The sequence below is a fragment of the Cryomorpha ignava genome (assembly GCF_010686655.1).
Lineage (GTDB): Bacteria > Bacteroidota > Bacteroidia > Flavobacteriales_D > Cryomorphaceae > Cryomorpha > Cryomorpha ignava.
This window is the reverse complement of the sequence record NZ_JAAGVY010000004.1, coordinates 93,193-107,642: the sequence shown is the minus strand read 5'-3', so window position 1 is coordinate 107,642 and position 14,450 is coordinate 93,193. Positions and strand designations below refer to the sequence as shown.

The 14,450-nt window shown below is 39.3% G+C and carries 15 protein-coding genes; 11 read left to right on the top strand and 4 right to left on the bottom strand.

Annotation, left to right across the window (positions count from 1 at the left end; translation table 11 throughout):
• Genes yajC through G3O08_RS04030 form a run of 3 tightly spaced genes read left to right on the top strand, consistent with a single transcriptional unit; the run spans nt 1 to nt 2,584 of the window.
• Nucleotides 1–291, top strand: a complete 291-nt coding sequence (gene yajC / locus G3O08_RS04040; protein WP_239540929.1) for a preprotein translocase subunit YajC — start codon at nt 1–3, stop codon at nt 289–291.
• Nucleotides 266–889 (top strand): dephospho-CoA kinase, encoded by a 624-nt coding sequence (gene coaE / locus G3O08_RS04035; protein WP_239540926.1) that lies wholly within the window; start codon nt 266–268, stop codon nt 887–889. Before yajC ends, coaE begins: the two co-directional genes overlap by 26 nt.
• A gap of 30 nt (nt 890–919) precedes the next feature.
• Complete coding sequence (locus G3O08_RS04030; protein WP_163283396.1) at nt 920–2,584, top strand: endonuclease; 1,665 nt, start codon at nt 920–922, stop codon at nt 2,582–2,584.
• Between the two features lie 857 nt (nt 2,585–3,441).
• Here G3O08_RS04030 and G3O08_RS04025 read toward each other — a convergent pair.
• The gene (locus G3O08_RS04025) at nt 3,442–4,758 is read right to left on the bottom strand and encodes an exonuclease domain-containing protein (protein WP_163283395.1); all 1,317 of its coding nucleotides are present in this window, start codon (nt 4,756–4,758) and stop codon (nt 3,442–3,444) included.
• A 72-nt stretch (nt 4,759–4,830) separates the two neighbouring features.
• Here G3O08_RS04025 and G3O08_RS04020 point away from each other — a divergent pair, with 72 nt between their 5' ends.
• The 6 genes from G3O08_RS04020 to G3O08_RS03995 all read left to right on the top strand — a co-directional run bounded on the left by G3O08_RS04020 (nt 4,831) and on the right by G3O08_RS03995 (nt 10,502).
• Nucleotides 4,831–5,391, top strand: a complete 561-nt coding sequence (locus tag G3O08_RS04020; RefSeq protein WP_163283394.1) for a 1-acyl-sn-glycerol-3-phosphate acyltransferase — start codon at nt 4,831–4,833, stop codon at nt 5,389–5,391.
• Between the two features lie 235 nt (nt 5,392–5,626).
• Nucleotides 5,627–5,890 (top strand): hypothetical protein, encoded by a 264-nt coding sequence (locus tag G3O08_RS04015; RefSeq protein WP_163283393.1) that lies wholly within the window; start codon nt 5,627–5,629, stop codon nt 5,888–5,890.
• Nucleotides 5,891–6,656: 766 nt separating this feature from the next.
• Nucleotides 6,657–7,679, top strand: a complete 1,023-nt coding sequence (locus tag G3O08_RS04010; protein WP_163283392.1) for a lipoate--protein ligase — start codon at nt 6,657–6,659, stop codon at nt 7,677–7,679.
• A gap of 79 nt (nt 7,680–7,758) precedes the next feature.
• Entirely contained in the window at nt 7,759–9,168 is a 1,410-nt protein-coding gene (locus G3O08_RS04005) for a PhoH family protein (RefSeq protein ID WP_163283391.1), read from the top strand.
• A 6-nt stretch (nt 9,169–9,174) separates the two neighbouring features.
• Nucleotides 9,175–9,813, top strand: a complete 639-nt coding sequence (locus tag G3O08_RS04000) for a peptidylprolyl isomerase (RefSeq protein WP_204336767.1) — start codon at nt 9,175–9,177, stop codon at nt 9,811–9,813.
• A 149-nt stretch (nt 9,814–9,962) separates the two neighbouring features.
• Nucleotides 9,963–10,502: a hypothetical protein gene (locus G3O08_RS03995; RefSeq protein WP_163283390.1), complete on the top strand. Its 540-nt coding sequence runs from the start codon at nt 9,963–9,965 to the stop codon at nt 10,500–10,502.
• Nucleotides 10,503–10,579: 77 nt separating this feature from the next.
• Here G3O08_RS03995 and G3O08_RS03990 read toward each other — a convergent pair whose 3' ends face one another.
• Both G3O08_RS03990 and G3O08_RS03985 read right to left on the bottom strand, forming a co-directional pair.
• Entirely contained in the window at nt 10,580–10,774 is a 195-nt protein-coding gene (locus G3O08_RS03990; RefSeq protein WP_163283389.1) for a hypothetical protein, read from the bottom strand.
• 47 nt (nt 10,775–10,821) lie between these two features.
• A complete protein-coding gene (locus G3O08_RS03985; protein WP_163283388.1) occupies nt 10,822–11,439 on the bottom strand; it encodes a chromophore lyase CpcT/CpeT in 618 nt (205 codons plus the stop codon).
• Nucleotides 11,440–11,493: 54 nt separating this feature from the next.
• Here G3O08_RS03985 and G3O08_RS03980 point away from each other — a divergent pair, with 54 nt between their 5' ends.
• Complete coding sequence (locus G3O08_RS03980; RefSeq protein WP_163283387.1) at nt 11,494–12,072, top strand: methyltransferase family protein; 579 nt, start codon at nt 11,494–11,496, stop codon at nt 12,070–12,072.
• A gap of 166 nt (nt 12,073–12,238) precedes the next feature.
• Here G3O08_RS03980 and G3O08_RS03975 read toward each other — a convergent pair whose 3' ends face one another.
• Nucleotides 12,239–13,546 (bottom strand): DEAD/DEAH box helicase, encoded by a 1,308-nt coding sequence (locus G3O08_RS03975; protein WP_163283386.1) that lies wholly within the window; start codon nt 13,544–13,546, stop codon nt 12,239–12,241.
• 120 nt (nt 13,547–13,666) lie between these two features.
• Here G3O08_RS03975 and yaaA point away from each other — a divergent pair, with 120 nt between their 5' ends.
• Entirely contained in the window at nt 13,667–14,449 is a 783-nt protein-coding gene (gene yaaA, locus G3O08_RS03970) for a peroxide stress protein YaaA (protein ID WP_163283385.1), read from the top strand.
• Nucleotide 14,450: the final 1 nt, after the last annotated feature.

Below are 14,450 nucleotides of genomic sequence, written 5' to 3'. Positions count from 1 at the left end.
ATGGGTGAAGGTACATCTTACATGAGTCTCTTATTTTGGGTTGCTATTATTGCAATCTTCTATTTTTTTATGATCAGACCACAGGCTAAAAAAGCCAAAGAAGCAAAGAAATTTCGCGAAGCATTAGGCAAGGGCACACAAATAGTAACCATTGGCGGAATACATGGAAAAGTGACCGAAGTATTAGATACGGTAGTAATCATAGACACAGGTTCTTCGAAGCTCAAAATTGAAAAATCTGCTATTTCGCCAAGTGGTGTGGCAAATGAGCAAGAACTCGTTCGAAAATAAAATGTCTAAACCATTGGTTATTGGCCTTACCGGCGGTATTGGTGCTGGTAAGTCGCTGGTAGCTAAAATTTTTGAGTCGCTTGGAGTGCCCGTTTTCAATGCCGATCTGGAGGGCAGAGAGATTTTAAATTCCAGTGCAGAGGTTCGAAAGCAGATAATTGATGCTTTTGGTGAATCTGCCTATTCGGGGTCACAGGCAAATCGCCCATTTCTTGCCGTCAGGGTTTTTAAAGATGAGGCTTTACGCGAAAAGTTAAACGCTATCGTTCATCCGGCTGTCGCCGATGCTTTTGATCTTTGGATTTCTAAAAGCGAGTCAATGCCTTACGTACTTAAAGAGGCTGCTATAACTTTTGAGACAGGTTTGTATAAATCGCTCGACGGTGTAATTCTGGTTACTGCACCTAAGGATGTGCGAATAAGCAGGGTGATGAAACGCGATGGCGTAACTGAAAATCAAGTACTCGATCGCATGGCAGCGCAATGGTCAGACGGAGATAAGCTAAAACTATCAGATTATCAAATTGACAATGATGGAAAAACGTTGATTATTCCCCAGGTATTGCGCATTCACGATGCTATTAGCCAGCGGGCATAATAATTTAATATTTTTACAAAAAATAGAAGAATGAAAAAAATTTACTTTTTTATTGGATTAATGCTCTTTTGTGGACTTGTTGCAAGTGCACAATCAGTAGAGCTTGACTCTGACCAAATTTCATTTGGTACTATTACTTATGGCGATATGGACAGCGTAATAGTTCAAATTACAAATCTCACGAATGAGGAGGTTGACGTTTATGAACCACAGTTTTTTGATGTTTACAATTCGTCACCATTTTATGTAAATATATACCCTGCAACTTTAGCAGCAAACGAAACCGCTTCGTTTTTCCTTGTTTTTAAACCGATTCACAATATTGTTCACAATAGTGAAATGGTGATAAGCACAAGTGGTAATCGCGGAGCTGTGTCACTAGATTTGCTGGGCGATTGTGTTTATCCGGGCACATATTACGGTGCTACCCACAATTTATTGGATGAGAATCTGGAAACTGCTTTTCATGAATTTTTGGATGATAATTACCAGGATTTTGGCTATAGCGGTGCACGCGATAAAATGTTTATGGAGTATGATAACCAAAGAGTTAATGGGCAGGGTAGCGCCGAAAATAGAATTACACGCGTATATTTGGGCACCGATGCCGTGGGATATACAAGTAGACAGAATGCCCAAAGCTCATTCAATTTAAATACCGAACACACCTTTCCGCAAGGCAATTTCAATAGTGCTTCGCCAATGGTATCGGATATGCACCATTTATATGTTACTGATGTTGATGCCAATGCTACACGCGGCAGCTATGCCTTCGGAAATGCGGTGAATAACATTACTTGGCAAATGGGTGGAAGTAAACTGGGTACTGACGAAAATGGAATTACTGTTTTTGAACCACGCGATGCACAGAAAGGTAAATCAGCCCGGGCGATATTGTATTTTTTACTGCGCTACCAAAATTACGGCGGGTTTTTAACTGCTACACAAGAGCAAGATCTTCGCGAATGGTGCGCCTTGTTTCCGCCTGATGAAGTGGATGTAAATCGGAATAACGACATTTTTGCCTTGCAAAATAATAGAAATCCATTTGTGGATTATCCCCAGTTTATAGACCGAATTTACAATTTGCGATTGGTAGAAAACCGTCCAAATGTTGGTTATATAGCCCTTTCTACCGAAGCGGTTTATTTTGGTGATGTAGCGGCTACAGGCGATGAAGTTTATAACGTTGTAATGACCAATTACGGTGAGCGTTTTATCACCATAACTAATTTAGAATTGGCTGACAATTCTACAGCTAGTTTTGACTTTGTGGATGGTGCACCCGGAAACCTTGTTATCAATCCTGGTGAGAGTGTTTCATTACCGGTATCGTGTAGTGCTACAAGCAATTCTGAAGACCTTGAAGCTATGCTAAACTTTACCTCAAATGCTGTAAACGGTGCGAGCTATTCTATACCTGTTACAGCTGATTTTGCTACAGGACTTGCGCATGCTGATGCTTACGCTGAAATTGTCGTTTATCCAAATCCATTTTCCAGTAACATCACTTTAAGCAATCTTGATCAGCCCGTTTCGCAGATTAAAATGTTTGATATATCAGGTAGAATTTGTTTTATACAAGATGGAAATTTGAACTCTTTTTCTGTAAATCAGCTAAATGCAGGTATTTACCAAATGGTAGTTACAATGCTGAATGGCGATATGTTTACACGAAAAGTGGTGAAGCAATAAGTTCTGCTTTACGAAGTGCTTAGAGGCGCAAAGATTGTTCACATTAGTGGGCAATCTTTGCGCTTTTTTATTTTTAGGAGATTTTGGATGAGGACAATGATCTTTGCTTCACTACATTCGCTCCGCAGCATTCACCTTATCGCGGAAAAGCGATTGATTTCTGTAGGTAACGATACGCAATTCGGAACAATGCGCCATGCAGAATGTGGATTGTTGTGAAAACATTGAATCCAAAAACTAATTCGGATATTTTTGCAGTCCTGTAAGGACGACAGTTATTTTAGCCTTGGGTTTTAACCCAAGGATTAAAGCGTGAGTGATTTTAAAAGTGCCGACCATACGGTCTCATTTCAATCGTAGGTACGAGAGTTTTTACGCTACACAAGTTTTGGTTTTAAACATAATCCTCACCTAATGCGATCGGGATACAGGGGTTTTCCTTTGCCTTGTGATTGACGAAATGAGTAATAACTGTCGTGCCGATGGCACTTTTGTGATTTGTTCTTTTAATCCACGGGTTAAACTTAGCAAAGCGTTCTCCACAACCGAAGGGCGTAAACCCGTGGTTAAAATAACTGTCGTGCCTACAGCACTGCATCGCTATTTAACAGTAATAAATTCACGAAGCCGGATTAACGTTGGCAATTAGTCCACTGCGCTTAGTTCAAGCCAAGGAAGTAATCGCGATAGATTTTAAAAGTGCTGCAGGTACTACAGTAATTGAACGAAAATTTAAACGTTTATATTTCAATCTATTAAACCGACGTTACATATAATTGCTGCTGCGAAATCCATAAGTTACCATACGTCAATTGGCTCACTTATTCTCAATTCGAAAACTGTAATCAGATCAGAAACTATGTCAACGGAATAACCTTTTCATAGAGATTCTTGCCCAAATAAGACCTTACGATCATTTCCATTTCAGGAAAATCCGCGAAAGCGTACTGAACCATATCTTCGGGAGAAGCTGAAATCGGGGCATGGGCGTCAATAACCCCATAACCTGTCGGTATTCCATCTGTTACCATTATCAACATCCGCTCGTTTACAGTTGATGCTTCGTCTATTATCAGATAAGAATCTGATGACAGGAGTGCTTTTTTGAGATTATGCGCAGCACCATTTACAGGTTTTAGGAAAGGTGATTTTCTGTTTTGGAAAAGTGATGGCCGGAATTCAAAATCTTGCTGTTGGCCTAATTCTTTAATAAAATCGAGTCCCTCATAAAAATTCCCAAAGGTCATTAAAGGATTTTTTCCTTCTTTTTTTCGTTTCAGCACCAGAACTTCTCCGTATTCATCGCTTTTTTCACTGAAAATTGCGAAATGTGTTTTCATCGAGAATCGACCATGATTAAATTTGGGCTTATGTTTAAGCATTTCGTTTGCTTCAATAAGCTGGGCGGTAAGTGCACTGCCGGTTACATCAAAATCTATCCGGTGTACATCGGTGATAAACTGCTGGTAATCTTTTGATTCATTTGGACGCAGTTTGGTGCTAATTGCAGTTAGAATTTGCGGACTCCGCTTGATGTATATAAGTGTATCGTCCTTATCGTAAAAACGTACCACCCCACATTCGTCAGGAATGCTTTCTAAGAACTCTGTTGTAATGAACGGTGAGTTGATGATTTCGGGTTTTGGGAGTCCGATATGCGCATCAAAGAGACCCGCATTACTTTCATTAAGGATTATTTTTTCAAAAAGCTTTACAGTCGCCCAGGCGTCGGCCTCTGCCCGGTGCGCATTTTCGAGAATGATATTGAGTTCGCGTGTTATTTTTCCGAGGCTGTATGATGCGAGTCCCGGAAAGCTCGCGCGGCTTAACTGAACAGTGCAAAGCGTCTTTCGCTTAAAATCCCGGCCAATACGGCGAAATTCTTCTTTTATAAAGCTGTAATCAAAATTCACGTTGTGAGCAACAAAAATGGCGTTGGCTGTAAAGCGGTCCAGTTCGCTGGCTATTTCTTCAAATGTTGGCGCATCAGCAACCATCTCGTCTGATATTCCGGTCAGGTTTTTGATAAATGGGGGAATCGGAATACCGGGATTGATAAGCGAAGTGAACTTGTCTATCATCTTGTGCCCGTCGTGAAGAAAGGCCGCTATCTCGGTGATTCTGCCCGACTTGTTGTTGCCGCCGGTGGTTTCAATATCTATTATTGTGTACATAAGGTTTTGCAAAAGTACCTATTCTTAAAGTGCATCGGACTATTCTGGTAAAATTTCACTTATTTTGCGGCAATGATTAGCAAATTGTTTATCTGGTTATGCGTTCGCTGGTTTCGATTTACTGGCTGGCATATTTCTAAACCCATTCCTCAAAGTTTACGACAATATGTTTTGGTAGTTGCGCCACATACCAGTAATATTGATTTTTTTGTTGGCGTGGCAGCGAGAAAGGTGATGAAGCTTAACGTGAAGTTCATCGCCAAAAAAGAACTATTTTCATTTCCAATAAAAGGGTTAATACTTAACCTCGGCGGATTTCCGGTAGATAGGTCTATTAAAGGCAGCCTGGTGGATCAAATGGCTAAGAATTTTGAAAACATCAATGATTTTGCTATTACTGTAGCTCCCGAAGGTACCCGAAGTAAGGTAAACACATGGAAAACCGGATTTTATCATATTGCTTTAAAGGCTGAAGTGCCCATTGTGATGTGCGGCTTTGATTATCAAAAGAAATGGATCATTTCTTCAGAGCCATTTTTCCCTTCCGGAGATATAGAAAGTGACTTTATTAAGATGCACAAGTTCTTTGGAAAAATAGTTTCTAAATATCCGAAAAAGGCGGGTTATTCTTAGTGTAAAAACGACGCTAAGGACTTATTCACACTATCTTATATATGAAGTTTGCCGTGTAATAAACTTATCCACATTCTATTATTTATCAACAGGGCATTATTATATCGTTAAGATTGCTTAGTTTTAAACGCTGATCAAAATTTTCTTTCATATTATGGCTCATTGAAGTTGAGTTTGATCTTTTATTTTATTTCTTTTTATTCATTTATATAAAATACCCCAAAACCTGATAGGCATGGATAGATATGATAGTCTGATTTTGGAAATTATCCAAACGCATAAATTAGAGAGCCCAGAGCGCAAAAAAATACATTTGCGAAAACTCGAAAAAACATTTTGGGAAGAAATTGAAACCAATGGAGAACTGACTATCGGTCAGGGAAGAGTAGGAGAAAGAATTACTAAACTCTACGTTAACGGGCTTATCGAAAATAAAGACGGATATGGCCTCACACGCAAAGGGAGAGCTCAGCTCTCTGTTCTTGCGCAAGAAAATTAATTATTATTATTGTGCCTAATAACCTAAGGGGAAGCTTCGCTTCCCTTTTTTTTGATTAATTCCAGGCATTCGCCACTTTGCAAGAATACCTGTAGCGTTATGAACACCTGTTGAAAACTCTTGTTAGTGCGTTGTGAAAAACTACCGACTTGTTTTCTTTTTTAATCCCAAGTGCTGCCGTAAATTTAGCACAGTTAAAAGAGAGATATCAGAATTGTCAATCGAGACATGACTTATCTCAATCAAGCGTTTTCTTAATTGAAAGGCGGTATTCCGCTAAACGCAAATACGCAATCTTTAGCGCGAATGACAGTGAAATTTATTTTGCTGTTGAAATGATTAAGTTCACAAAAACGATAAGGATACAACCGCAAACCTGTGAAGGATACGGTGAGTGTAGATTGACTTTGAAAACGGTTTTGTACAAGTTTGTTTTTCGAAACATCCTTGAGTCATACAGTACCGAATTTGAAATTGAAATGCAAATTTCTTTTTTGAGGAAAAGTTGAGCTGATGGTGACAAGTTAAAGCGGAGCCTTCGGGTAAAAGCGAAATCTGAAAACTGTATTTTGACATTTACCGAACACCACGGTGTAGGGTAATTGGGCGGATAAATCGTATGATTTACTCCGCCTTACTGTTTTTATATACCTCTGGTAAGGGTATCCTTTGCTAAGCTGCATCTCTGCTATACTTTTCAACGCAAGCAGGTCGAGTCACAATGCATTGCTTACCTTTGTAAGTTCAAAAGTGATTAAAACTACATATGATTTTTATCGATAACGAAGGAATTACAGATCCCTCAATTAATCTCGCACTCGAGGAGTATGCATTGCGGAATTTCAAACCACATCAGGATTATCTGCTTTTTTATATCAATGAGCCATCCATTATTATTGGTCGATACCAAAATACACTCGAAGAGATAAATTTAAAATATACCGAAGATAAGGAAATCCACGTTATACGCCGCATTTCAGGTGGGGGAGCGGTTTACCACGATTTTGGTAATCTAAACTTTAGCTTTATGACTGATTACGATGTCAAAAATCTGAATAATTTCAGGAAGTTTGCAGAGCCGGTTATTAAGATATTGAATAAAATGGGCGTTCCGGCAGAGATGAAAGGACGGAATGATGTAGTGGCCAATGATAAAAAGATTTCGGGCAATGCGCAATTCTCTACAGGTAGAAGAATGTTTAGCCACGGCACTTTGCTTTTTGACAGCGATTTGGGAGAAGTAACAAATGCTCTAAATGTGAAGATGAGCAAAATAGAATCAAAGGGTCATAAATCGGTGCGGAGTCGCGTGGCCAATATCAGCGAGTTTCTCACTGAAAAAATGACCATCGAAGACTTTAGAGAAACAATATTGACCGGACTTTACGAAGAGAAAACAAATTTTGAAACTTACAAGCTTACAAAAGATGAGTGGGAAGCAGTTTACGCGCTTCGCAAAGAAAAATACAATAGCTGGGATTGGAATTTTGGGCGATCGCCTGACTTTAATATACACCGAACGAAACGTTTTCCAATTGGTGAAATCGATATACGGCTGATGGTGAAAAAGGGAGAAATTGTAGATATGAAAATTTACGGTGACTTCTTTGGCCGTGAGCCGGTAGAAAATATTGAAAAGGTGCTTCTTGGTAAGAAATACGATTTTGATACTATCCACAATACGCTTAAAGATCTGGATATGAATTTGTATTTTGGCGATATTCCGGCCGCCGAACTGATTCATCTAATTTATGGTGAAGACGAAGCTATCACGACTTCGTTAACCTGATAATGTGAATAACTGAATTAGTATATTCTTAATACTACTGTAAACCCTTTTACATTTAGAGCTTACAAGAAATTCTAGTATGGCCAAGAAAGCATTAACAGAAAAGAAAGACGTAAAGGCAAAAAAGAAAGTGAATCAGAAAAAAATCGTAAAGCCAAAGAAAGTGACGAACCCTAAGATTTTTGTAATTGACACTTCTGTAATTCTCTACGACAGCAACGCAATCAAGAATTTTGAAGAGCACGATGTTGCTATCCCTATTCAAGTATTGGAAGAACTCGATGAGTTTAAAAAAGGGAATGAAACCGTGAATTTTGAAGCCCGGGCATTTATAAGGTTTGTAGATTCAATCTCGAAAGAAAAGCTGATAAGCAATTGGATTCCGCTAAACGGCAATACTACTGGAAAATTCAAGGTGGTGCTTCACTCACAATCTACCGGAATAAATTCAGAACGCGTTTTTGGCGACAGCAAGTACGACAATAAAATACTGAACTGTGCCATACAATTGCAGGAAGACCACAAGGATAAAAGTGTTATTCTCGTTTCGAAAGACATTTGCCTTAGGCTGAAAGCAAAGGCATTGAATATCCTCGCCGAAGATTACGAAACCGGAAAGGTGAAAGATGTGCAAACCTTGCATCAGGGACAGGTTTTGATGGAAGGGGTGGATGAAAAGCTTATTGACACATTATACAAAACCGGTATAGGCGATAAAAATCTCTTAAAGTTGGATAAAGTTTCTGCAAATCAGTATTTTATCTTACAGAATAAAAAGAAGTCGGTTCTCGCTCGTTATAATAAAGCAGAAGATAAGTTGGAGCGTGTTCACGATGTGGAAGCCTTTGGAATAAAAGGGCTGAATGCAGAGCAAAACTTTGCGCTTCATGCCTTGCTTGACCCTTCCATAAAATTAGTGACCATACAGGGAATGGCCGGTACCGGAAAAACTTTGCTCGCTATCGCAGCAGCAATTGAGCAGCGCACCGCTTACCGTCAGATATTTGTTTCCAGACCGGTAGTACCCCTTAGCAATAAAGATTTGGGCTACCTTCCGGGAGATGTTAAATCAAAATTAGATCCATACATGCAGTCGCTTTGGGATAATCTGGGTTTTATAAAAAGCCAGTTTCAGGTTACTGACAAGAATCACAAGCGCATCGAAACAATGGTAGAAAATGAGAAAATAGCCATCTCTCCGCTCGCCTATATTCGCGGCAGGAGTTTGGTTCGAATATTTTTTATAATCGATGAGGCGCAAAATCTTACACCACACGAAGTAAAAACCATAATTTCGCGTGCCGGCGATGATACAAAAATTGTACTTACAGGAGACATTCACCAGATTGATACACCTTATCTCGATAGCCAGAGTAATGGGTTAACTTTTGTGATAGACAGAGTGAAAGATCATGCTATTGCTGCTCATATCACACTTGAGAAAGGAGAAAGGAGCGAATTGGCAAATATTGCAAACGAATACTTATAAAAAACCATGAAAACAATTTATCTTACCGGCTTTATTGCATTAATGCTGTCGGCATGCGGAAGTTCACAAGCGCCTGACGAAGTTTATGAAAGCAGCAGCGATACGAAAGAAGAAATACAAACAAATCAAATTAAAGAAGAATTAAAACCAATGGAATACGTAGTAATTGAAACCAATAAAGGCGATATAACGCTAGAATTAGATCCGAACAAAGCACCGGTCACGGTAGCAAATTTTTTGAGTTATGTAGATGCGGGTCATTACGACAATACTGTTTTTCACCGTGTCATTTCTAATTTTATGATTCAGGGTGGTGGCTTTACAGCTGACGGAACACAGAAACCAACCCAGTCGCCGATTGAATTGGAAAGTCAGAATAGTCTTTCAAACGATGTGGGAACTATAGCAATGGCTCGCACAAATGCACCAAACAGTGCCACGGCTCAATTTTTTATTAATGTTTCGCAAAATGACTTTTTGAACTACAAACCAGGTAATCCCGGTTACGCTGTTTTTGGTAAGGTTTCATCGGGAATGGATGTGGTAAACGAAATAAGACAGGTAGAAACCCGAAGCTATATGGGGCAACAAGACTGGCCGGTAGAGGCAGTTACGATTAAAACTATTCGAAAGGAAGAGAAGTAATTCTTTCGAAGAGATATTTTTCATTAAAGTCTCCAATTTACTACAATGAATTGGAGACTTTTTTGTTTAAGGAATTGAGCAGAAATGCATATCGTGTAATACGTGAGATGCTTAACCAAAATAATCCTAAGAACATATTTGATTTCATTATGAAAACCCTGTTTAATTTAATCTCATTTATATTACTTCTCTTCGTCATTTTCCCGGCTTTTGGCCAGATAAATGAAAAATTTCCGACTGTTGAAACCGAAAAAGTAACGGGAGAAATTGTAGAAATTCCATCTGCGTTTGCCGGAAAGTTTATCTTAATAGGTGTGGGAACAAGCAAAAAGGCAGAGGATCAACTGCAAACCTGGCAAAACCCGCTTTATCAAAAATTTGTGGCCAAAACAGGATTAATGGACGATATGTTTAATGTGGAATTGTGCTTTCTGCCATTGTTTACCGGTGCTTCACAATTGGCTAAGGATAAGGTTATTGAAAAAATACAAGAGAATAACGAAGCCTTGGTTATAGACAATGTATATGTGTATGCCGGAAATCGTGAGCCATTTACGGCAATAGGAATAGACGATAGATCAGAACCCTATTTCTACTTGTTAGATAAATCAGGAACTATAGTCTGGACTGCTTCAGGAGGATTTAAGCAAAAGTATTTTGATCAAATAGAAGAAATACTAACGAGGTAATCACGGTATTCTACATGAAGAATACAATTTTAAAAATAAGACATAAAAAAACCCGGTTATAAAAAACCGGGTTTATTTTATTCAATAACCATTGCATCTGGAAATTTTTCTTTCCAGAATTCCAGCTTACCCATATCTCTGATGGTAATAACGGTTTTAGCGTCAAGCCTCACTTTAAATTTTGGCTTTAATTCTTTTACCTTACTACTCTTTCTTGTTCTAGGTCTTCCCATCGTAATGTTGTTTAATGTAAATAACGGAAATTCCTTCATAATGTTTGGAATCCGAACGTTAATAATACAAAATTTAATTGATTAACTTACTTTTTAAATGAATAAGGTGCTTCTGTAGAACCCCAAATCTGGTTTCCATCTGTATCAAATCCTTTTTCCCAGATCCTTATTTCGTTTGGCAGCAACATAATTTGAGAGGTACTATAGTCAGAACCGTTTAAATTGCTTTTGCAAGTGCCTTCATTGGTTACGCCGGCATACTGAAAACCATCATAATCTAAAAACGCGGTACAACCATTTTGGTACTTTAAGTCAAATGCGGTCATGCCTTCAAATTTTTCCGGACTTTTCCACGCTCCCACAAATTTTTCTTCTCCGGGTATTGCATACACGTCGCTGCTAAATTGAGAGTCATTAATTTCAGATAAGAAATAGATGCGCTGGCTATATGGTTTCGCTGGGGTGGAAGCGAGGGCTTGCTCTACATAAATCCATGCGCCGTTTGGAGCATCGGGCCATATTTGCGTCATCTTTAGCGTAAAGTTTTTATACGAGGTATCGTTTTTTGCTTGCTCTGCAGAGTTAAACTCGCCCGTCATCCATTCAACCATTTGATCGAAATCGGCAGAGGTCTCCTGCGCCGACAAATTATACTGAAAGAAAAGCGAGAATAAGAATACGTTAAGGCTGATAATTTTCTTCATTGGTATTAAATTTGCCGCTAAATTACCAATCTAATGCAGATACCCTAAATAATTATGCCCGTCAATGCAATTTACCTCGGTGTATTCTGGCTTTTTTATTATGCCATCCATTCGGCGCTTGCCACAGATCGCTTAAAGCGATTCTTCGCCGATAAAGTGCCACTGGTTTCGGGCTGGTATCGACTGCTTTATTCACTATTTGCCGGAATTAATTTTGCACTTCTCTTTTGGTTTCACTCCATCACTCCTTCAAATGCACTGTTTACAAGCAGTTTATCATTTCAGATTATTGGAGGTGTATTTGGAACAGGTGCCTTAATAATTTTTATGCTCGCGATGGCTCAATACGACTGGCGATTTTGGGTAACCAATACCGGAGAGTCTCAAAACGAGTTGGTAACATCCGGCTTAAACAGCCTTGTACGCCATCCGCTCTATTTTGCTGTTATTCTGGCGCTTATTGCATTGGTGCTGGTGCTGCCAAAGTGGAAAAACCTGATTTTTGCAGTTATCACATTTTTGTATATTATTATTGGTGCTTTGCTCGAAGAGCGAAAGTTGATCAATAAATACGGTCGGCCGTATATCGACTACCGCGAAAGAGTAAAAATGCTGATTCCATTTTTAATATGATTTGAATGTAGCTCTTTTACTGTTTTTGAACAATAAAGATTAAGCTTACGCGAAAGAAGAATTTAGAAATTGGATTCATTTCAGATCAATAAACAATTCCATGTCGACCTAACTTCGATAACTGCTCAATACTCAATCCTCAATACTCACTACTTCATACTAAAATTTAAGATCGATTCGTTTTTCCACCTTCACGCGGCTTACCTTTTGAATCACCTTTTCGTTTAAATCCACCACTTCGATTGCCGCCACTTCTTCCTCCGCTGCGGTTTCCACCACCGCGATTTCCACCGCCGCGATTGGGACTACGTTCTTTAGAATTTGGATCATAAACAAAGCTTTCGCCAATGTCAGGTGGAACGGGTTGTTTCAAAACATTGGTTTCAATCAATTTTTCTATCTGGGCAAATTTGCGTTGTTCAGACGGTGTAATAAATGTAATCGCCATACCCGTTTGATCTGCACGAGCTGTTCGGCCTACGCGGTGTACATAATCTTCGGCTTCATCAGGCACATCAAAATTTAGTACAAGCTGAAGTTCTTTTATATCGATTCCGCGCGCCAGAATATCGGTGGCAACCAAGATGTTAATATTTTTATTTCTGAATTGACGCATTACTTCCTCACGTGCATCTTGTGTAAGGTCAGAGTGCATTTCTTCAACCTGAAGACCTGTTTTCTTCAGTTTTTTGGCTATTTCTTTCACATTTCGTTTGGTACGCGAAAAAACGATTACACCATGCAATCCTTCTTTATTAAGAAGTTTGGTAATAAGCGCTGTTTTATCTTTGTCGTGAACCAAATACGCTACCTGCATTACACCGGCAGCGGGTTTTGACATAGAGAGACTAATTTGCTCGGGGTCTTTGAGAATGGTTTGTGCCAATTGCCTGATTTTTGAAGGCATGGTAGCAGAAAACATCAGCGTTTGGCGTTCTTTTGGCAAAAACGAAACGATCCGCATCAGGTCTTCATAAAAACCCATATCCAGCATTCTATCTGCCTCATCGAGAATGAGGTGCGTAAGATCCTTCGTATTTACGTATCCCAGACTTAAGTGAGAAATGAGCTTACCGGGCGTGGCAATGACAAAATCGGTACCTGTTGTAAGTGCCGTTTTTTGCTGCGCAAATTCAGATCCATCGCCACCGCCATAAAGCGAGCACGAGCTCATATCTGTAAAATAGGAGAGACCTTCGAGCGAGCGATCTATCTGTAGAGCCAGCTCCCGCGTAGGAACAACCACCAATACCTTTATAGAATTAGATGGATTGTTATTTTGCATAATCTGATGGATAACAGGCAGCAAAAATGCAGCAGTCTTTCCAGTGCCCGTTTGTGCACAGGCTATCAGGTCTTTTTTATCTAAAATAATTGGGAGCGCTTGCTCCTGTATGGGTGTGGCTTCAAAAAAGCCCATTGCTTCCAATCCTTCAAGTAGTTTAGGATTTAAGCCGAATGATTCAAACTTCACGTAAATTATCTATTTTCTTTTGCCGAAGGTATAATAAATCACCCTTAAAATTGGTAAGGCGAGCGATGGATATTAACTTTGCGCTCTTAATTGTTGAAAAAAAATAGCTAATTAACTGATATGATGATACTTCTCTCACCGGCAAAAACGCTCGATTTTGAATCGAAGAGCCCGATGGAAGAGTATTCAGAGCTTTTATTTCCCGAAAAGGCAGAATATTTGTCAGGCAAGCTAAAGAAAATGTCGGCGCGGAAGCTAAAATCTATGATGGATATTAGCGAAGATCTCGCCCAACTCAATGCCAAGAGGTATCAGGATTGGTCGCTTCCGTTTAATTCCAAAAATGCCAAACAAGCAGTTTATGCCTTTCAAGGTGATGTGTATTTGGGAATGGAAGCCGAAAATTTCTCTAAAACCGTCATGAATTATGCTCAGGATCATTTGCGTATTTTGTCTGGTTTATATGGAGTGCTAAGACCCCTTGACTTAATGCAGCCGTACCGGCTTGAAATGGGAACAAAATGGGTCATTACTCCAAAGACCACCTCGCTATATAAATATTGGAAAAAAGCGTTGACTACTGAAATTAAGGGTGCTATAGCTGCAACAGATTCTAAATTTCTTCTTAATCTTGCATCGCAGGAATACGCAAAGGCTATTGATTTTAAGCAAATTGAAATCCCCGTTATTGCTCCCGAATTTAAAGAAGAGCGCGGCGATAAATTTCAGATGATAAGCTTCTTTGCCAAAAAAGCCCGCGGAATGATGGCCGCTTATATTGTGAAAAATAAAATTAGCGAATTGGAAGACCTAAAAGGGTTCGATTCCGAGGGATATACATTTAACGAACGCCTTTCTGATATTGGAAAGGATAAATGGGTTTTTACCCGCAAATCAACATAAT